General features: G+C 39.6%; 14 protein-coding genes. 11 read left to right on the forward strand and 3 right to left on the reverse strand.

Annotated elements, in window-relative coordinates; genetic code table 11:
- Positions 1-541: 541 nt before the first annotated feature.
- Complete coding sequence (locus tag ACFFIP_RS15305) at positions 542-1,336, reverse strand: thymidylate synthase (protein ID WP_382388570.1); 795 nt, start codon at positions 1,334-1,336, stop codon at positions 542-544.
- A 67-nt stretch (positions 1,337-1,403) separates the two neighbouring features.
- Between ACFFIP_RS15305 and ACFFIP_RS15310 the strand changes: the two genes are divergently transcribed.
- On the forward strand, positions 1,404-3,719 hold the full coding sequence (locus ACFFIP_RS15310; protein WP_382388571.1) for an efflux RND transporter permease subunit: 2,316 nt from the start codon (positions 1,404-1,406) through the stop codon (positions 3,717-3,719).
- Here the strand turns inward: ACFFIP_RS15310 and ACFFIP_RS15315 are convergent.
- Together ACFFIP_RS15315 and ACFFIP_RS15320 are read right to left on the reverse strand one after the other, a co-directional pair.
- The gene (locus tag ACFFIP_RS15315) at positions 3,709-4,788 is read right to left on the reverse strand and encodes an endonuclease/exonuclease/phosphatase family protein (RefSeq protein ID WP_382388572.1); all 1,080 of its coding nucleotides are present in this window, start codon (positions 4,786-4,788) and stop codon (positions 3,709-3,711) included. The two genes, ACFFIP_RS15310 and ACFFIP_RS15315, sit on opposite strands and share 11 nt — an antisense overlap.
- A 226-nt stretch (positions 4,789-5,014) precedes the next feature.
- Positions 5,015-6,358: a M24 family metallopeptidase gene (locus ACFFIP_RS15320; protein ID WP_382388573.1), complete on the reverse strand. Its 1,344-nt coding sequence runs from the start codon at positions 6,356-6,358 to the stop codon at positions 5,015-5,017.
- A gap of 222 nt (positions 6,359-6,580) precedes the next feature.
- On the opposite strand from ACFFIP_RS15320, the gene ACFFIP_RS15325 reads away from it, so the two are divergent.
- From ACFFIP_RS15325 to pseB, 10 genes are all read left to right on the forward strand, one after another.
- Positions 6,581-7,156: a DUF2911 domain-containing protein gene (locus ACFFIP_RS15325; protein WP_382388574.1), complete on the forward strand. Its 576-nt coding sequence runs from the start codon at positions 6,581-6,583 to the stop codon at positions 7,154-7,156.
- Positions 7,157-7,728: 572 nt separating this feature from the next.
- Positions 7,729-10,155, forward strand: coding sequence for a penicillin acylase family protein (locus ACFFIP_RS15330; RefSeq protein ID WP_382388575.1), 2,427 nt, complete (start codon positions 7,729-7,731; stop codon positions 10,153-10,155).
- Complete coding sequence (locus tag ACFFIP_RS15335; protein WP_382388576.1) at positions 10,156-10,533, forward strand: hypothetical protein; 378 nt, start codon at positions 10,156-10,158, stop codon at positions 10,531-10,533.
- Positions 10,534-10,621: 88 nt separating this feature from the next.
- Entirely contained in the window at positions 10,622-11,134 is a 513-nt protein-coding gene (locus ACFFIP_RS15340; RefSeq protein WP_382388577.1) for an ArsR family transcriptional regulator, read from the forward strand.
- Positions 11,135-11,305: 171 nt separating this feature from the next.
- A complete protein-coding gene (locus ACFFIP_RS15345; protein ID WP_382388578.1) occupies positions 11,306-11,689 on the forward strand; it encodes a GxxExxY protein in 384 nt (127 codons plus the stop codon).
- 299 nt (positions 11,690-11,988) lie between these two features.
- Positions 11,989-14,586, forward strand: a complete 2,598-nt coding sequence (locus ACFFIP_RS15350; protein WP_382388579.1) for an SLBB domain-containing protein — start codon at positions 11,989-11,991, stop codon at positions 14,584-14,586.
- Positions 14,587-14,614: 28 nt separating this feature from the next.
- Positions 14,615-15,721: a Wzz/FepE/Etk N-terminal domain-containing protein gene (locus ACFFIP_RS15355; RefSeq protein WP_382388580.1), complete on the forward strand. Its 1,107-nt coding sequence runs from the start codon at positions 14,615-14,617 to the stop codon at positions 15,719-15,721.
- A gap of 400 nt (positions 15,722-16,121) precedes the next feature.
- Entirely contained in the window at positions 16,122-16,493 is a 372-nt protein-coding gene (locus ACFFIP_RS15360; RefSeq protein ID WP_382388581.1) for a GxxExxY protein, read from the forward strand.
- 239 nt (positions 16,494-16,732) lie between these two features.
- The gene (locus ACFFIP_RS15365) at positions 16,733-18,049 is read left to right on the forward strand and encodes a UDP-glucose dehydrogenase family protein (RefSeq protein WP_382388582.1); all 1,317 of its coding nucleotides are present in this window, start codon (positions 16,733-16,735) and stop codon (positions 18,047-18,049) included.
- A 59-nt stretch (positions 18,050-18,108) separates the two neighbouring features.
- The gene (pseB, locus tag ACFFIP_RS15370; protein WP_382388583.1) at positions 18,109-19,119 is read left to right on the forward strand and encodes a UDP-N-acetylglucosamine 4,6-dehydratase (inverting); all 1,011 of its coding nucleotides are present in this window, start codon (positions 18,109-18,111) and stop codon (positions 19,117-19,119) included.

The raw sequence follows: 19,119 nt of genomic DNA on the forward strand, positions 1-19,119 counted from the left end.
CATTAGTCGACCAGTATTATACGTGTCAAGGAAAAAATCTAATCAAAAATCCCCAATCATGACTTTAGATTTTCAAAATCAAAAAATTGCAGCATAAAAAAGGCTGCCCTTTTCGGACAGCCCCCTGGATACCATGGATTTAAAATCCATTTTATCGCTTCTCGAAATTGAAAATTTCGAGAAGCGATAAAAAAAACATCAATTTCATCTTAACCTGTTCATGTCCCCCGGATGAAGGAAAGGATTAAGTTTAACCTTACAGACAAAGATTTCTCCCTTCAGTCGATATGACAAGGTTAAGCCTTTACCCATAGCAATCCGCTTGAGTGAGGATAACTTTATTTGAAACAATTAAAAGATGAAGCTGTCCATCAGAAAAAGGATAGATACTAATTACAGCTTTGCCTTGTCACTGCTATTAGATTTTTCTCAACTATTGCGGTTCCAAAGACAAATAAGTTTAATATATCATCTAATTCCGAAATCCACCTTTCGAAATTCCAACTTCTAATAAATACTTTTTTCCTTACCTACGAGCAAATTAAACCGCCACTTCCGCCTTGATATGCGGATGCGGATCGTAATTCAACAATTCAAAGTCTTCGTATTTGAATTCAAAAATATCCTTCACATTAGGATTGATTTTCATGGTCGGTAGAGGTCTCAAGTCCCGGCTTAATTGTAATCTTGCTTGCTCTAAGTGATTACTGTAAAGATGAGCATCACCAAAGGTGTGTACAAAATCACCCAATCCCAAACCACAAACCTGAGCTACCATCATAGTGAATAAAGCATAGGATGCAATGTTGAAGGGTACCCCTAGGAATACATCGGCACTTCTTTGATAGAGTTGACAGGAAAGTTTTCCGTCAGCCACATAAAACTGAAACAAGGTATGGCATGGAGGAAGGGCCATATTGTCCACATCCGCTACATTCCAGGCACTGACGATATGCCTTCTACTATCCGGCTTGGTTTTGATCTGGTGGATCAGGTTTTTGATCTGATCGATTTCTCCGCCCTTTCCGTCAGGCCAATGTCTCCACTGATATCCATAAACAGGTCCAAGATCTCCGTTTTCATCAGCCCATTCATTCCAAATACTGACTTTGTTTTCGTTGAGGTATTTGATGTTGCTATCCCCTTTCAAAAACCATAACAGTTCAATAATGATAGAGCGAAGATGCAATTTCTTGGTGGTGACCACTGGGAATCCCTCTTCCAGATTAAACCTCATCTGATAACCAAACACGCTGATGGTTCCAGTACCTGTTCTGTCTTCTTTCTTTACACCATTGTCCAGGATGTGCTGCATCAAATCGTGATATTGCTTCATGTTTTTAGGGGATTTTATTGATGGCAATTTAGAAATATATGTAAAATAAGGAAAGAGGTTTTATCAAATGCTCAAACATTTTGCAGTCTTTGCTGTATATTTTCATGTGCAAATGTTTGATAAAAGGAAGTCTTTGATAAATCTTGTGTTGGCTTTGTTGCTAACGCTTGCCATTATTGTTTTTCCACCTCCCATAATTTTTGATTATGATTTTGAGAGCTTCTTTCCTCAGGAAGATGAAGAATTGGCGTTTTATCAAAGTTTCAGGGAAGAATTCGGGAATGATAATGACTACTTGTTGATCGCTTTGGGGAATAATGGGAAAACAGTTTTTGAACGGGATTTTCTTCAAAAGGCTAATGGATTGCAGTCAGATCTTGAAAAGTTGGAAGGAGTTGAAAAGATCGCCTCATTGCTTGAGTTGGAATCGCCCATTATCAGCCCATTCGGTGTCAGATACAGGAGATTATTGGATTGGTCCGATGAAGAGATTTTAAGCAGATCCAAAGAGAATATCCTTGAAAGTCAAAAATTCAAAGCTAATCTCATAAGTGAAGATGGGGCATTTATCCTTTTGATCCTGCAACATCAGCAAAGAATCAGCAAAGTAGATGGAGACAGGCTTTTTGCACAAATTGAAACGCTTCTTTCTGCATCAGGTCTTCCTGTGGTTTATACTGCGGGTAAAATAAAAGCACAAGGGGAATTTGTACAGTTGATGCAAAATGAGTTTTCTTTTTTCCTGGGCATTTCTCTGATACTGATCGTGCTGTTATTGCTGGTTATCTTCAGAAATGTTTGGGGGGTAATCATTCCGGTTGTGGTGATTGGGATAGGAGTGATTTGGAGCATTGCGCTTTCACTCTATGTCGGCAAACCATTGGATGTGATGTCTGTGATGCAGCCGACAGTCTTATCAGTGGTTGGATTGGCTGGAATGGTTCATTTTTTCAACCATTATTTGAAGCATCTTAGAGAGGGATTCGATAAAACCGAGGCCATAAAAAAATCTTTTTCCGAACTCTTTATTGCTGTTCTGCTTACCTGCATGACAACTGCAATAGGGTTTATTTCGCTGTATTTGACATCGGTACCTAGCCTTAAGTATTTTGGTTTGTATACTGGTTTTGGCGTATTGTTGATGTTTTTATCGATAATCCTGATTACTCCGGGCCTATTGTATTTAGTGCCGGGATTTGAAAGTGATAAAATTGGGCGATTCACGGCATTTTGGCAGATATGGATGAGGAAGTTCTTGATTTTTGTTTTGAACAATAAAAAGAGGATTGTAATAGGGTTTGCGGTAGTTACAGTTTTGTCTGGGATATCGTTGGGAGGGTTAAAAGTAAACGGCTATATCCTGGATAATTTGCCCATAGATCATGAATTGAGCAAATCCTTCAGTTTTTTTGATCAAAATTTCGGAGGTTCAAAACCTCTGGAGATTGCCTTGGGAAATGGAAAAGCTGCGGAAGACCTTTTGCAGAGAGAAGTATTGTTGGAAATAGATAAATTGGAAAAGTTTGTTCAGGAAACTTTCTCGTCTGCGGCTATCATATCTCCTTTGACCATCGTCAAAGAAATGAATCAGGCCCAAAATTCAGGTAATGAAAAGGCATATAGGGTTCCTTCCCAAGGACAGTTCCCAAGGATGCGTCCTTCCTTGAACATGATCATGGATAAAATGCCATTGAAAGTAATTTCTGATGATCTTCAGTCGGGAAGACTTTCCACAAGGACGGAAGATATGGGGAGTTTGCTTGGGAAGGACTTAAAAATGAAGCTGGAAGATTTTGTGGGAAATCAGATACAGCAAGATTTATTGGAAGTGAGGATTACAGGAACATCCCATTTGATTGATATCAGTCATGAAAGCGTTACCCAACAGATGGTAAAAGGCCTGGGTTTGGCTTTTGCAATTGTGGCCGTCATTGCCGGATTTCTTTTTCGATCGTGGAGGATTTCATTTTTTGTGCTTTTACCCAATATCATACCTTTATTGTGGATGTGTGGGGTGATGTGGTTATTGGGGATTGAATTGAAACTGACCACAGCCATCCTTTTTACAGTTGCTTTTGGTATCGCAGTAGATGACAGCATTCACTTTATGTCCAAGTTTAGGCTAGAATTGGGGAAAGGGAAACCATGGCTATATGCCTTAAAGAGAACATTTCTTGAAACAGGAAAGGCTATTATCCTGAGTACGGTGATATTGGTTTCAGGATTTTCTATACTGATGCTTAGCGAATTCGGAGTAACCTATTATTCAGGTCTATTGATCAGCCTGGCACTCATCTTTGCACTAATGGCTGATTTGATGCTCTTACCTATTTTGTTGTTGTTTTTAGGGAATGTTTGGAAAAAGAAAAAAGCTAATCAATAGTCTCTTCAGGATTGATCTTTTGAAGTGGTTTTTCCCAACTGAAGGAGGCTGAGATAGGGTAGTGGTCTGAATAATCTACTTCCTTGTGGGTTTTGAATTGTAGGGCATTCAAGGGGTTTTCATAAAAAATATTGTCAATCCTCAGGAAGAAAAGTACTTTGTTGTACGTGAAACCAAAGCCTCTTCCGGCCTTTTCAAAAGCATTATTCATATACTTTTTCAAAGTGAAATAGGTATAACTGTAAGGCACATCATTGAAATCGCCAACCAAAATATTGACATATGGGCTGTTTTTCATATGCTCTTCCAGAATGCCCAATTGAGAGGCTCTGACTACTTGACCATTTTTCAGCTTTTTAAGCGTTTGTCTGTAATTTTCCTTAATACCGTCAAGGTTATTGAGGTTTTCTGATTCAATGCTCATGGATTCCAAATGCGCATTATAAATCCTTAGGGTATCTTTATCCACTTTGATGTCCGCAAAAATTACCCCATTATTTCTGCGGGTATCGAATACTTTTCCTTCATTGATGATGGGGTATTTGGAAAAAATGGCCAAGCCATAGGATTTCGCTCGGGGCTTTCCTTCTATAATTTGGTAAGAATATTCATATCCCTGGTCAGTCCCTAAAAGCTTAATGGCATTTCTGGAAGGCGTGGTTGGATCTTGGTAAAATTCCTGAAAACACTTGATATCTGAAGGATTGTCCTGCAGCCATTTGATAATGTTTTTATTGGTTTCCTTGCTGTCTCCGTTGTTTCGAGAATAGGAAAAAAGCGCAACATTATAACTTAAAATGGATAAACCATTTTCATCACTTTGTTCTTTGGGCATTTGAAAAGTAATTCCGACAAATTTCCATCCAGCCAATAGGACAATCAAGGGAAGAATGGCCAATTTTCTTTTCGCCAATACCAAGAGGAAAAAGACAAGAGCATTAATGATCAAGAGAACAGGAATGGTCAAGGTGATCAATCCCACGTAGGGAAAAAATTCAGGTGAAATATAGACACTGTAGAACAGCGCCAATGAAACCAAAAATATAAGGCTGGTAATGAATCTGACCATGTAATAGATTTTACAACACGAAATTAGAAGTTAAACGTCCCCTATGCAAATGAAGATATGGTCATGGGTAAAAATAGAATAAAAAATGAGAATTTATGATTGCTAAACCCAATGATTTGCCTTCGGCCATGATGACTTTTGGATAGTAACTACAAATGGAGAGGATTTTCATGAAAAATCCGAAGCTTTAGATCATTGCCTTTCTAAAGCTTCGGATATAAGACTTTTATTTGATCAGGATCAATTCTTCCTGTGGTTTGATCAGGTATCGAGCCCCATCTTTGGTGACAACAGCTGTTTCTTCCACGGACATGGTTTTGGTGCCGCCATTAGGAAGCTTCCAGGCATGGAATCCATCGAATGCGAAAAGCATACCCTCTTTCAGTGGCTTTACAGCAGTAGGCCTTACACTTGGATCAGGTAACAACCCACCTCCGAGGCTAGGTCCAATATCATGGGCTACATAGCCCACCGGGTGACCTGTACTCCACATGACGGGTTCTGAACCCCTTTCAGCCATCCAATCTCTTTGGGCTTTGTCGACTTGATAGCCTAGTACACCCGGCTTCATGGCAGCAAGGGCAATACGGTTTCCTCCAATTGAAGATTCGAAATAATATTGTACAGAATCAGGTGCTTGTGTTTCTCCTTCTCTCAATACATAAGCGAATCTTTGGATATCAGAAACCCACATATCCCATACCCTGATCCCGAAATCCGTTTGGATAACGTCACCTGGCATGATAACCTTTTCGGTAGCATGAGAGTGGCCTCTATCGGGACCTGAATTGATGTTTGGGTTTTGGTCAGGATGCCATGCATCTGTTACACCGTATTGTTCCATTTTCTTTTTCAGGAATTTGGCCACATCTGCATCTGTGCTTTTTCCAGGGACTACCTGGGCATATGCTTCCACTTGCCATTGGGCAGTCAGTTCTGCAGCTTTGGTCATGATGTCGACTTCAGCAGGAAGTTTGACAGAAAGCCATTCATAAATCAATTCATCAGCTGAGACCAATTTATTGGCCTGTGAACCAAGTGCTTTTTCCAAACTGATTTTCTGGGTAGAACTCAATCCATCTGCCAGTGCATTTTCCTCTGAGTAATTGACAGCTATTTTGGCGAAATTCTTAGATTGGATAAAAGCTGATGCATCTGCTATGGCCGAACTGCCCCTGTCAACAGGGATCACTTCATCATGGATCTTAAGGTCTGCCAGTGCAGTGGCCTCCCCAATCGGTGAGTAAACCACTGATTTTACCGCATTTTGCTCTAAATAGAATAAAAACAAAGCAGTGCCACCAGCATTTTCACCTCCAATGTGATGGGCGATTGGGTCATTGTTGTTTTCTCGGCATACGATAATCCATGCATCCACACCGGCAGCCCTCATGGCTTCAGGAAGCAGTTTTTGGATACGTTCTTTTCTGATTTCAGGCCATGGACTTGGGCCCTCAAAAGGATTTTCAAATGTTTTTTCCACTGCTGCTTGCTCCTGGCAGGAAAAAATTAAGGTTAAAGAAAGCAGGAAAACTAAGCCCGCCATAAAATTGAATTGTTTTCTTTTCATAGAATGTTGGAAATGGTATGTTATTTCAGATATGAAATGTAATGATTTCTGATTGAGAATTAAAAGGCTTTTTGATTCTTGAGAGTTGTTGGCAGGTCATTGTAACAAAATCTTATCTGAAGAAAGTATGCTGATTTGGAATGGCTTTTGTTTGAACAGACAATAAAATTTTATCGATATTGGGAAAATTCATATCTTCGAAATCCTAAAAACAACAACTCTATGAAAAAACCAAACTTGTTGATGTTAGCTGTTTTAACAGCTGGTACAATGTTTTTCTTTGGATGTGGCGGTGAAAAAGCTGCCGAAACCACGGAATCAGTGGAAGAAGTGGCGGAAGAAGTCCAAGCACAAGACCAAAGAACAAGTCCTTTGAGGTCTCTTGAAGGAAATATTGGAGAAACCAAACTGAGAGTTCAATATGGTGCTCCTTCAGTGAAAGGAAGAGTTATCTGGGGTGACCTGGTTCCATATAACGAAGTATGGAGGACGGGCGCTAATGAATCTACGTATGTGGATTTCAGTGCGGATGTGACTGTAGAAGGCCAACCATTGAAAGCAGGCAGATACTCTCTTTTTACCATCCCGAAAGCTTCCGGTAAGTGGACGGTGATTTTCAATTCAGAGTGGGATCTGGAGCATGGACATTTCCAGTATAAGCAGGAAAATGATGTGCTAAGAGTGGAATCTACCCCAGAGTGGGTTTCTGAAAGTCAGGAACAGTTAAGTATTGCCATTGAATCACCTGGAATTGTGGTGAGATGGGAAAAGCTAGTTTTGCCTATAGCAATACAATAATCAGGATTAAGATAAAATCAAGAGAGGCTGCTTTTTAAGGCAGCCTCTTTTTTTTGATTTAAAAAAATTAACCTCTCCATTCAATATTTTTTGATTTTGAGCCTAAAATATTTCAGGTTCAGTTACTGCAGGGAAAAATAGATCGTTTATGGATATCAAAATTACCTTGTGGAATCTTTGTTGAGAAATTCTAATCGGATAAGTGAAAAAATATAGAGAGGTGTTAAAAAAAAGCTGTTTTTATTAATGTTTTTTGAAAGATTTAAGGTGTGTATTGAAGAAATAAGAAAGGCTTGCTTTCTTAAATCCTTTTTTTCAAGCTAATTCCATAATTTGAAATTGGAGCAGAAACCTGGCAGGTTTATAATAATTTCGTGCAAAAAAAGCGATATTAGAGTTAAAACCTGCCAGGTTTTAGAGTGAATATACTTGAAAATTGAACAATTATAATAAGGCTTAAGTCAACTAATTTAGAGAAAAAAATCCTGTCTTTTAAAAATTCAAGTTGTCATCATGTATTTATTAACCAATTCCAAGTAAATTGTTGGTTCCTTAATTCACTCTGAAAAAACATGAGATACATTGCTTTTCTGATATCCTTGGTTATTAGTCTTGCCTTGGGGGTGGTCCTTTCACTCCAAATTGGATCAGTACCTCCTTTAGGCCATCTTCTTGATCCCAATCATGGTTTTTGGCAAAATGCCTATAGCGAAGATGCCCTTTCAAAAGACTATGTAGGATTAAAAAATCTCAGTGCACCTGTACAAGTTGTTTACGACGAACACTTGATACCACATATTTTTGCAGAAAATGACCTCGATCTGTATAGGTTACAGGGATATGTGACTGCGCAGCACAGATTATGGCAAATGGAATTTCAGACGATGGCTGCAGCAGGTAGGATTTCGGAGATTGTAGGTCCCGTGGCCATTGAGTTAGATAGAATGACAAGGAGAAAAGGTCTGGCTTTCAGTGCCGAACAATCGCTTCAGTATCTTCAGGAAAATGACCCCGAAACCATACAATTACTGGAAGCCTATGCAGATGGTGTCAACCAGTATATAGAGGGCCTGTCTAGGGCAAGGTTACCGTTGGAATATAAGATATTGGATTATAGGCCAGAAAAATGGAGTGCCTACAAGTCCTTATTATTACTCAAATACATGGCAGATATGCTGGTAGGGGATAAGGATCTGGAATTTACCAATATGAGGAAAATAATCGGTCAGACACTTTTGGATAAATTGTATCCGCTTTTTCCGGAAGAAAATGATCCTGTAATAGAGGAAGAAAAAGTTTGGGATTTCACCCCGATTACTGTTAACAAACCTGAGGGTTTGGCCTATCCAGATGATGACATCATAGTAGACAATCTTCCACAACCAGAACCCGGAGTAGGATCCAACAATTGGGCAGTTGCGCCTGAAAAGACCAAGAATGGCGCAGCAATTCTGGCAAATGACCCACACCTAAGTTTGAACCTCCCATCCCTTTGGTATGCCATGCAGCTCAGTACTCCTGAGCACAAAACCAAAGGAGCGACATTACCGGGAGCCTTAGGGATTATTTCAGGTTTTAATGAAAACATCGCTTGGGGTGTCACCAATGCGACCAGAGATACTAGAGATTGGTATGCCATTCAGTTCAAAAACGAGGACAGAAAAGAATACTTGTACAATGACCAGTGGATACAAAGCTCTTTTAGGATAGAGGAAATCAAAGTGAAGGGTGAGCCCACTTTCATAGATACAGTAGTTTACACTCATCATGGACCGGTTGTATTTGACCCAACATTTAGGGCTAACCGACAGGATGTGAACTTTGCTTTGAAGTGGACAGCACATTTACCATCTAATGAGCAGAAAACTTTTCTCTTACTCAACAAAGGTAAAAGCCACCAAGATTACCTGCAGGCTTTGAACCACTACACTTCACCTGCCCAAAATTTTGTGTTTGCTTCTAAAACCGGGGACATTGCCATGAAAGTTCAGGGACGTTTCCCTTTGAAATGGGAAGGGCAGGGCATGTTTTTGATGGATGGCAACAATCCTGCATTTGAGTGGCAGGGTTTTATTCCTTTTGAACAGAATCCTGCAACGCTGAATCCTTCAAGGGGATTTGTGTCTTCAGCCAATCAGCATTCTACAGGCCCATCATACCCTTATTTTATGTTTGACAATAGTTTTGAACATTATCGAAACAGAAGGCTTAACCGCCTATTGGGTGAAATGGAAAATATTACGGTCGACGATATGAAGCGTCTGCAATTTGATCAATTCCACCTTCATGCGGCGGAGGCTTTACCCATTATGTTGTCGCTTTTAGAAGAAGGTGAGGGATTTCCAAAAGACGGACAAGAAGAAAAGTATCTAGGTCAATTAAGGGCTTGGAATTACAATACATTCCCCAATCAGGAAGAGCCTGCACTTTTTCAGACCTGGTGGAAACACTTGTATAAATCAATTTGGGTAAAATGGGAAGAGGAAGGAAGGCCTGTAGTTTTACCCAACAAATATCAAACAGTCTTGCTCCTTAGAGATGAACCGGCAAGTGAATTGTTTGACTTTCCTGAAACTGAAAATGTAGAAACAGCTAAAGACTTGGTAAGGGCAGGATTCACGCAGATGGTTGCAGATATCCAAAAATGGGAGGAAGACCATGGCTCATATGAATGGTCTGAATACAAGGGTACCAGCATTATGCACCTAGTTCCCAACTTCAGATCTTTTAGTAGGGAAAAGATATATACTGGCGGCTATTCAGGGATCTTGAATGCCACATCGGAAAGACATGGCGCAAGCTGGAGGATGGTAGTGGAAATGGGAGACCAAATCAATGCCTTTGGAATTTATCCTGGAGGACAATCCGGCAATCCTGGCAGTAAGTTTTACGACAACTTCATCAAATCATGGGCAAACGGAGAGTATGTTGACTTTGGTTTGCGCACGCTTTCTGATCGCGAAAATGTCTTATTCACCACAATATTCAATCAAAAATAAATGGCCAGATTTCTTGTAATGTTATTTATCACTGCCTTGATGGTGTATTTGGTAGGTCAGTTTGTGCCATTTTGGGCATTGATGATTTTGACAGGTTTAATCTCTTTTATTTTGGGATTAAATCCGGGAATGGCTTTTTTTTCAGCAGGTATTGGTTTTGGTTTAACCTGGTTTTTGAAGTCCTTGATGATTGCCATACAGACAGGTTCCGACCTTCCTGTTCAGATGGCGGAATTGATGGGCATTAAGAATGACAACCTGTTGATGTTTGCTACTTTCTTTCTTGGTTTTTTTATCGGTGGCTTTTCAGCTTTGACAGGTTCTCTTTTCAAACGTTTATTTGAAAAGAAGTATGAAGGTGTTTACAGAAAGGGATAGAAGAATTCACTGAAAATTTTATCTTTTTCTTTTTGGTATTATCAAAGAGGTGAGTACTTTTGTTGCTCATTGTGGCATCGCCCTTTTTATGCTGGATTATTTAATTACATCTAAGACCAGGCTCAAGCTTTTGATCAAGTTTTTTAGCAATCCTAAAAACCAGGGACACCTGCGTGGATTGGCGGAGGAATTTGGTGAGTCTACTAATGCTATACGCAAGGAATTGAATCATCTTTCAGAGGCTGGTTTGTTACTAAAATCTGCAGAAAGCAACAAAATTGATTATAAAGCCAACACCGAGCATCCATTATTCACCAATTTGCATGACCTGATCCGAAAATATCTCGGTTTGGATAAACTTTTGGCAGCAGTTTTGGAGAGAATGGGAGATGTTAACCAGGTTGCCCTGGTTGGTGATTACGCCAAAGGCCTTAATTCCGGTAAATTAAACGTGCAGATAACCGGTGAGGACCTCAATGAAGAATATCTGGAAAGACTTTCCGTAAGGATCAAGGAGTTGATTGAAAAGGAGGTTAATTTTCAAATTCAGGAACAGATTTCTGATCCTGAGGCATTGATTTTATATCAAAAATCCAACTGATCCCTGAGGACCAAGTCGGATTCATCTCAATGGATTTTATGCCCGCTAAGCACATAGGAATGTGACTGAGAGGGCGAAGCTGTAACCACGAATTGTTAAAAAAACCGCTAATTACGAGAATTACACAAAATTAATTGAAAAAAGAACAAGAGCTCTTTAAGGAGTTTTTATATGATTTTTAAGAAAGAGACTTATGAAATTGTGGGGGTGGCAATGAATGTGCATAAAGAAATTGGAGGAGGTTTCTTCGAAAGCGTATACCAGGAAGCTTTTGGAATTGAATTGCTTGAGAATAATATACCTTTTGAAAAGGAAGTTAGGTTACAGATTCAGTATAAAGGAAATTTGCTTTCAAAATACTTTATAGCTGACTTTGTTTGTTATCGAAATATATTGGTTGAGTTAAAGTCGTCCACTGCAATAACGGATGAGTACTATGCTAAAGTCATTAATTACTTAAAAGCAACCAGAAAACCTCTAGGGCTACTACTAAACTTCGGTCCAAAGTCACTTGAATTTAAAAGAATAATTCTAGATACTAAAAGTGACGGTTGACACTTTGTGTAATTGCGAGCTCTGCGAGTTCAAATTTTATAATAATTAGCGTAATTAGCGGTTTTTTTCTAAGACGCTAGATACAAGAAATAAGATTCAAGACTTGATTGGTAATGAACTTATTTACTTGTCTTTCAGAGTAAGATAAACTTATTTGACAAAAATTAAATTAGGTGTTAAATCCATTCGCGTCAATCGCAAGCTTTGCGAGGTATAATTCAAAAAAATTAGTGTAATTCGTGTAATTCGCGGTTAAAACAACCTTTTAGAATTTCGCGGTTAAAAATTTCATCCACTCCATGAAAAAACTCCTAGTAGTATTAATTCTTTTTACCTCACATTTGGTGGTTCAAGCTCAATCGCTCTCAGACATTCAAAATATCAAAGTCGATAATTTATCCGACGCACAGATAGAGCAGTTGATCAAAAGGGCAGAGGCGCAAGGACTGAATGAGCAACAGATGCTCAGCATGGCAGCCGAAAGAGGAATGCCTGCAGGAGAAGTGGCCAAACTGCGACAAAGAATCGCGTCATTAAAAAGTGGTGGAGGTTCAGCTCAAAGGCAGCAAGCCACATCAGGAGCAAATCAATTAAGGCAAATTCAGGGTATGCGGTCACAGGATGATATTTTTGATTCCCTGAGAAAATCTGATCCTTATTATGACCTGACACCTAAACAAAAGAAAATTTTCGGTTATACCTTATTCCATAACAGAAACCTGAATTTCAATCCAAGTCTGAATGTTCCTACTCCTCAAGGGTACACTATTGGGGCAGGAGATCAGTTATTGATTGATGTTTATGGTGCATCTCAACAAACTTATGATGTTACCGTAAATCCCGATGGAAAAATTTTTATACCCAATGTGGGGCCGATTCAGGTAGGAGGTTCTACCATTGCAGCAGCTACCGGAAGGATACGGTCGGCCTTGACAAGGATTTATTCCGGAATCGGAGGTAGCAACCCTAATACCTTTATGGATATCCGATTGGGGAATATCAGAACAGTATCCATTTCCATGGTAGGGGAATTGAATAGACCGGGGACTTACACCTTACCTTCCTTTGCTTCCCCTTTCAATGCCTTATTTGCTGCAGGAGGACCAAACGAAAACGGTTCCTTCAGACATATCCAAGTCTACAGGGATAGCAAATTATTGACAGAAATAGATGTTTATGAATTTTTGGTCAAAGGAGAATTTACTTCCCCCATCAACCTAAGGGATAATGATGTGATCATTGTACCGCCTCTTCGCTCAAGAGTGGAAGTTCAGGGGCCTGTGAGAAGAGAAGGGCTTTTTGAAGTAAAAGCAGGAGAGACGGTAGAGCAGCTGATCCATTTTGCAGGAGGATTCAGCAGTCAGGCTTACAGAGAGCGGTTGACCGTAACCCGAAAGACAGGAGCAGAGATGCGGGTGGAAGATGTGGATGCCGGTAATTTTCAGGCCTTTTATCCGCAAGATGGAGATATATATAGAGTAGGGGAAATTCTGAACAGATTTGAAAATAGGGTTCAGGTTACCGGAGCCTTGATGAGGCCGGGGGTATTTGCGCTTACACCAGGTATGGGAATCAGAGATTTGGTGGCAAAAGCAGATGGCTTGAGAGAAGATGCTTTCCTAAACAGGGCCACTTTATATAGGACTAAAGGAGATTTTTCACTAGAAATTGTCCCTGTTGATATCAAGGCTGTCATTAATGGAGAAGCTGAAGACATTGCGCTGAGAAGGGAAGATGTGCTGAATGTCCCTAGTATCTATGACCTAAGAGAAGAATATTATGTGAAGATTTCAGGCGAAGTGAACAAGCCAGGGGCTTTTGCTTTTGGTGAAAACATGACGGTAGCGGATTTGGTGTTGAAAGCAGGTGGTTTTAAAGAATCTGCAACTGCCTCGAAAATTGAAATTGCCAGAAGGGTGAAAAATGACCTTTCAGGTAAATTGGCGGAGATCATCATTTTGGATGTTGATAGGGATTTGAAGGTCAGTGGCACCAGGGCTTTGGAGCCCTTGCAACCATTTGATCATGTAATGATCAGGAGAAGCCCTGGTTTTCAGCGGGAACAATTGGTGAGGGTAGAAGGAGAGGCACTTTATCCGGGCGAGTTTGCCATTGCCCATGCCAATGAGCGAATTTCTGATCTGATCAAAAGGGCTGGCGGTCTCAATCCTTATGCTTATCCTAAAGGGGCGACTTTGATCCGAAGAAATGAATTTTATAAAGTGCCATCAGAAGATGAAATTAAGGCGGAAAACTTGATCAAAGTCAAATCTAATATTAGCAGAGACAGTTTGGATAGGACCGAGTCTGATAAGATATTATTTGAGAGGATTGACCAAAAAATCCTAGAAAGCAGAGAAGAAGACAGAAAGAAAAAACAAAGTTTAGGTGCAGAAGATTTCAGACAGCAGTCTCTTGTGGAATTGGGAGAATCAACAGATGGAATTGGTAAAATAGAAATTAAGGATACTGAGTTGATCGGTATCAATTTGGAATCTATTCTGAGTAATCCTTATGGACCTTCAGATTTGATTTTAAGAGAAGGGGATGTCTTGAGTATTCCAAGGGAATTGCAGACTGTAAGGATGAGAGGAGAGGTATTGTATCCCACTTCGGCGAGGTATAGACCTAATTCCGGTTTCAAACAATATATCTCCAGAGCAGGAGGATTTACTGAAAAATCCAGAAGAGGAAGGTCTTATGTGATTTACGCAAATGGAGATGTGAAGCGAACAAGAAAAATTTTATTTGCAAATATTTACCCAAGTATTGAACCTGGCGCGGAGATAATTGTACCAACCAAACCTGAAAGAGAACCGATGAGTGTTCAGGGATGGGTGGGGTTGGCCTCTTCCTTGGCTACTTTAGCAATTCTAATTGACAGACTGTCTAATTAATTTCCTCAACACCTAATTTTTGATATCAATGACTGAATCAAAACCTTCAAATAATACTGCAGAAGACGAAATAGACTTATTGGCCCTAGCCAAAACAGTTTGGGAAAAGCGAAAGCTTCTTGTTTCCGTCACTGTTTCGTTTATGATTTTGGGATTGGCAGTAGCTATACTTTCGCCTAAAGAGTTCACAGCATCCTCTACATTTATACCCCAAACTTCTGAAGGAAGTAAAGGAGGAGGAAGTTTAGGTGGCTTGGCTTCCTTGGCAGGAATTAATTTGGGGAGTATGGGAGGAAGTTCAGAAATTCCGCCTTCTTTGTATCCAAAAATCGTCTCTTCTGCTTCTTTCAGAAAAGCCTTATTGGAATCCAAAATCAATGTTGAAGGATTAGAAGGAGCGGTCTCATATAAGGAGTATTTTGAAGAAATCTATTCTCCTGGTGTTTTGGGACTCTTAAAACAGTATACCATAGGATTACCTGGAGTAATTATCAAATTGATAAAAGGGGAAGGGACAGAATCTTCAATTGAGACTGAAAATGGGTTTATCAATGTTTCACAAGAAGAATTTGAACATTTCAAAAGGCTTGAACAACAATTAACTGTAACGCCTAATGATAAGGAAGGGTTTGTGTCTATCTCATTTGTTTTGCCAGAACCTTTGATGGCTGCGCAGATGACAAGAATAGCCCAGGAATTATTGCAAAAAGAACTGATTGCCTATAAGATTGGTAATGCTAGAGAGCAGTTAAAATTCACAGAAGAACGCTTTGAAGAGAAAAAAGCTGAATTTGAGCAGATTCAAGCAAGACTTTCAGGCTTTCGTGACCGAAACCAAAATATTGTATCGGCTTCAGCACAAAACCAATTGCAACGCTTAGAGGCAGAATATAATTTTTCATTTAATATCTATACAGAACTAGCCAAACAATTGGAGCAGGCCAAATTGCAGGTAGCCAAGGATACACCTATTTTTTCCATTATCCAACCGGTAACGGTACCCACTGAAAAATCAGCTCCAAAGCGGCCTTTGATCTTGGTGATCTTTACCATTTTAGGATTTATCATTGGCTTGGGCTATGTCTTTGGGTCTGAGTTCCTGAAGGGCGTAAAGGAGCAATGGAATCGGGTTTAGTGAAGATTTCACAAAGACACTCTAAGAAACACAAAACACACAAAGAAGACCTTCATTGCTCTTAGTGATTGCTTTGTGACTCAATTTTCACCAAGATGCTCAAAGAAGCACAAAATTCACAAAGAGATTGTTTTTTTGTTCTTCGTGCTTTCTTCCCCAATGGGAGGTCTTCTTGGTGCCTTTATGTGACAATAATTTTCACTAAGATGCTCAAAGTACCACAAAACTCACAAAGAAGACCTTTAGCGCTCTTAGTGATTCTTAGTGACCCAATTTTCACCAAGCTGCTCAAAGAAGCACAAAATTCACAAAGAGATTGTTTTTTTTGTTCTTCGTGCTTGCCTCCCTTTAGGGAGGATCGCTTTGTGCCTCTTTGTGAAATAATACTCTTGATCTAATAATGGATATTGAAGAAGTAGCTCATATAGTCATCGGTTGTGCCATTGAAGTTCACCGACATCTTGGTCCTGGACTACTTGAGTCCGCGTACCAGAAATGTTTGGCTTATGAAATCAATAAAGCAGGACTTTATGTGCAGGAAGAAATTCTACTCCCATTACGATACAAAGAAATAGATTTAGACAGGGCCTACAGAATAGATTTGATCATTGAAGGAAAATTGATTGTTGAAAACAAAACAGTCGAAACATTGACTGATGTACATATTGCCCAGCTGCTGACTTATTTAAAATTAACGGATAATAAACTTGGGTTACTGATCAACTGGAAGTCCAAAATCCTTAAAGGAAATATCAAAAGAGTAATACTTTGAAGGCTTCACAAAGCTGCTCTAAGGGCCACAAAGCTCACCAAGGATGCACAAAACTCACAAAGAACCTCAAAGCTCACAAAAAATAAAATTTAGTGATCTTCGTGATTCATAGTGCTCTTTGTGACCTAATTCCAAAACCCGCTCAATGACTCACAAAAATACTCAAAAACGATCTTAGTGTACCTTAGTGATTTCTTTGTGATTCTTAGTGACATTAAAAACATTGTAAACACAATAAAATGAAGATTACAGTAGTAGGAACCGGCTATGTCGGTTTAGTTTCCGGTGCCTGTTTTGCTGATGTGGGAATAGAAGTAGTCTGCGTGGATGTAGACCAACAAAAAATCGAAGGTTTGAAAAAAGGGATTATGCCCATATATGAACCTGGACTAGAAGAAATTGTCAAAAGAAATTATGCATCTGGAAGATTGAAATTCTCTACGGACTTAGGAGAAGCTATTCAGGGTTCGCAAGTCGCTTTTATTGCCGTAGGAACTCCTCCTGGAGAAGACGGGTCTGCAGATTTAAAATATGTATTGGCAGTGGCAGATGAGATCGGTCGAAAAATGACTGATTACATGGTGGTAGCTACCAAGAGTACTGTTCCGGTAACCACCGGAGAGAAGGTGAGGGCCAGTATTAAAGCAGCTTTAGATCAAAGGGGGGCGGATATTCCTTTTGCGGTTGCTTCCAATCCGGAATTTTTAAAAGAAGGAGCCGCAGTAGAAGATTTTATGAAGCCGGATAGGATTGTGATTGGAGTGGATGATGAAAGGGCAGAGGAAATTATGAAGCGTCTGTACAAACCTTTTCAGCTGAATGGAGATCGGATCATCTTTATGGACATCCCTTCTGCCGAAATGACCAAATACGCTGCTAATGCCATGTTGGCAACGAAGATTTCCTTTATGAACGACATTGCCAACCTCTGCGAGAAAGTTGGAGCGAATGTCAATATGGTACGTAAAGGTATCGGTTCAGACCCAAGGATTGGGACTAAGTTTATTTATCCAGGAGTAGGTTATGGCGGTTCTTGCTTTCCCAAGGATGTCAAAGCAATTATCAAAACGGGCAAGCAGTATGGCTATGATTTAAAGGTGCTTCAGGCTGTAGAAGATGTCAACGAAGCGCAAAAGCATGTGTTGGTTGAAAAAGTAAAGCAACATTTCGGAGAAGATCTTTCCGGTAAAACTTTTGCGCTATGGGGACTCAGTTTTAAACCCAATACAGACGATATGCGTGAAGCTCCTGCGATTGTGATTATCGATGAACTGATTGCTGCTGGAGCAAAGGTTAAGGGTTATGACCCAATCGCTATGAAAGAAGCCCAGCACATCTATATAGGGGACAAGATTACCTATGCCAAAGATGCTTATGATGCATGTGTGGATGCCGACGCCTTATTGTTGGTCACTGAATGGTCAGAGTTTAGGATTCCTTCTTGGGAAGCGATCGGAAAGCTTTTAAAGAATAAGGTGGTTTTCGATGGTAGGAATATCTATGACAAGAAATACCTCGTAGAACTAGGGTTTGAGCATTATGGTATAGGGATTTAATTACAGTTTTCGTGAAATATAATGCTTATAAAGATTAATTAAATTCAAATAACTATAAAATGTTGAAAAACAAAACGCTTTTAATTACAGGAGGAACTGGATCTCTTGGTAAGGCTTTAACAAGTCATATTTTGCAGTGTCATCCAGAAGTTAAAAAAGTAATAATTTTTTCTAGGGATGAACAGAAACAATTCCAAATGGCTCAGGAATATCCTTCAGATAAATATCCTCAGATTAGATTTTTCATAGGGGATGTAAGAGATAAGGAACGTCTATTGAGAGCTTTTAAAGAAGTGGATTACGTTATTCATGCTGCTGCAATGAAGCATGTGCATATAGCGGAATACAATCCTGAAGAATGTGTTAAAACAAACGTAGATGGTGCTAGAAATGTAATTGATGCCTGTCTTCAGACAAATGTAGAACGAGTGGTTGCACTTTCAACAGATAAGGCATGTGCACCAATAAATTTATATGGTGCTACAAAATTGGCCTCTGATAAACTCTTTGTAGCGGCAAATAATATCAAGGGGTGGAATCCGATAAGATTTAGTGTGGTCCGTTACGGGAATGTAATGGGGTCGAATGGTTCCGTAATCCCCTTTTTTATAAATAAGAAAAAGGAAGGTATCATACCGATCACAGACCCCAATATGACTCGATTCAATATTTCACTGGAAGGAGGAGTAGAAATGGTCATGCATGCCTTATTCCATGCTTGGGGAGGTGAAATTTTTGTCCCAAAGATTCCATCCTATAGAATTACCGATGTGGCAGAGGCTATTGCCCCAGGTTGTGAACAGAAAGTAGTAGGAATCAGGCCTGGGGAGAAAATCCATGAAGAAATGATTACTCCATCTGATTCATTTTATACTTATGACCTAGGTAAATATTATACTATTCTCCCAGCTGTTCCCAATTGGAATCTGGATAAATTTATACAAGAGTTTGATGCAGTTAAAGTTAAAGAAGGCTTTGCTTATAACTCTGGTGATAACACAGAATGGGAAAGTGTAGATTCACTAAGAGAACTTATCAAGCAACATGTTGATCCAAATTTTGAAGTTTAA

It is taken from the genome of Fontibacter flavus (assembly GCF_042432905.1).
Lineage (GTDB): Bacteria > Bacteroidota > Bacteroidia > Cytophagales > Cyclobacteriaceae > Fontibacter > Fontibacter flavus.

Excerpts from the sequence above, each read along its gene's own strand:
- ACFFIP_RS15315 (WP_382388572.1), bottom strand. The coding sequence starts at position 4,788 with ATGGTCAGATTCATTACCAGCCTTATATTTTTGGTTTCATTGGCGCTG.
- ACFFIP_RS15320 (WP_382388573.1), bottom strand. The coding sequence starts at position 6,358 with ATGAAAAGAAAACAATTCAATTTTATGGCGGGCTTAGTTTTCCTGCTT.
- ACFFIP_RS15345 (WP_382388578.1), top strand. The coding sequence starts at position 11,306 with ATGATTTTTAAGAAAGAGACTTATGAAATTGTGGGGGTGGCAATGAAT.
- ACFFIP_RS15360 (WP_382388581.1), top strand. The coding sequence starts at position 16,122 with ATGGATATTGAAGAAGTAGCTCATATAGTCATCGGTTGTGCCATTGAA.
- ACFFIP_RS15335 (WP_382388576.1), top strand. The coding sequence starts at position 10,156 with ATGGCCAGATTTCTTGTAATGTTATTTATCACTGCCTTGATGGTGTAT.
- ACFFIP_RS15350 (WP_382388579.1), top strand. The coding sequence starts at position 11,989 with ATGAAAAAACTCCTAGTAGTATTAATTCTTTTTACCTCACATTTGGTG.
- ACFFIP_RS15365 (WP_382388582.1), top strand. The coding sequence starts at position 16,733 with ATGAAGATTACAGTAGTAGGAACCGGCTATGTCGGTTTAGTTTCCGGT.
- ACFFIP_RS15340 (WP_382388577.1), top strand. The coding sequence starts at position 10,622 with ATGCTGGATTATTTAATTACATCTAAGACCAGGCTCAAGCTTTTGATC.
- ACFFIP_RS15330 (WP_382388575.1), top strand. The coding sequence starts at position 7,729 with ATGAGATACATTGCTTTTCTGATATCCTTGGTTATTAGTCTTGCCTTG.
- ACFFIP_RS15310 (WP_382388571.1), top strand. The coding sequence starts at position 1,404 with ATGCTCAAACATTTTGCAGTCTTTGCTGTATATTTTCATGTGCAAATG.
- ACFFIP_RS15355 (WP_382388580.1), top strand. The coding sequence starts at position 14,615 with ATGACTGAATCAAAACCTTCAAATAATACTGCAGAAGACGAAATAGAC.
- ACFFIP_RS15325 (WP_382388574.1), top strand. The coding sequence starts at position 6,581 with ATGAAAAAACCAAACTTGTTGATGTTAGCTGTTTTAACAGCTGGTACA.
- pseB (WP_382388583.1), top strand. The coding sequence starts at position 18,109 with ATGTTGAAAAACAAAACGCTTTTAATTACAGGAGGAACTGGATCTCTT.
- ACFFIP_RS15305 (WP_382388570.1), bottom strand. The coding sequence starts at position 1,336 with ATGAAGCAATATCACGATTTGATGCAGCACATCCTGGACAATGGTGTA.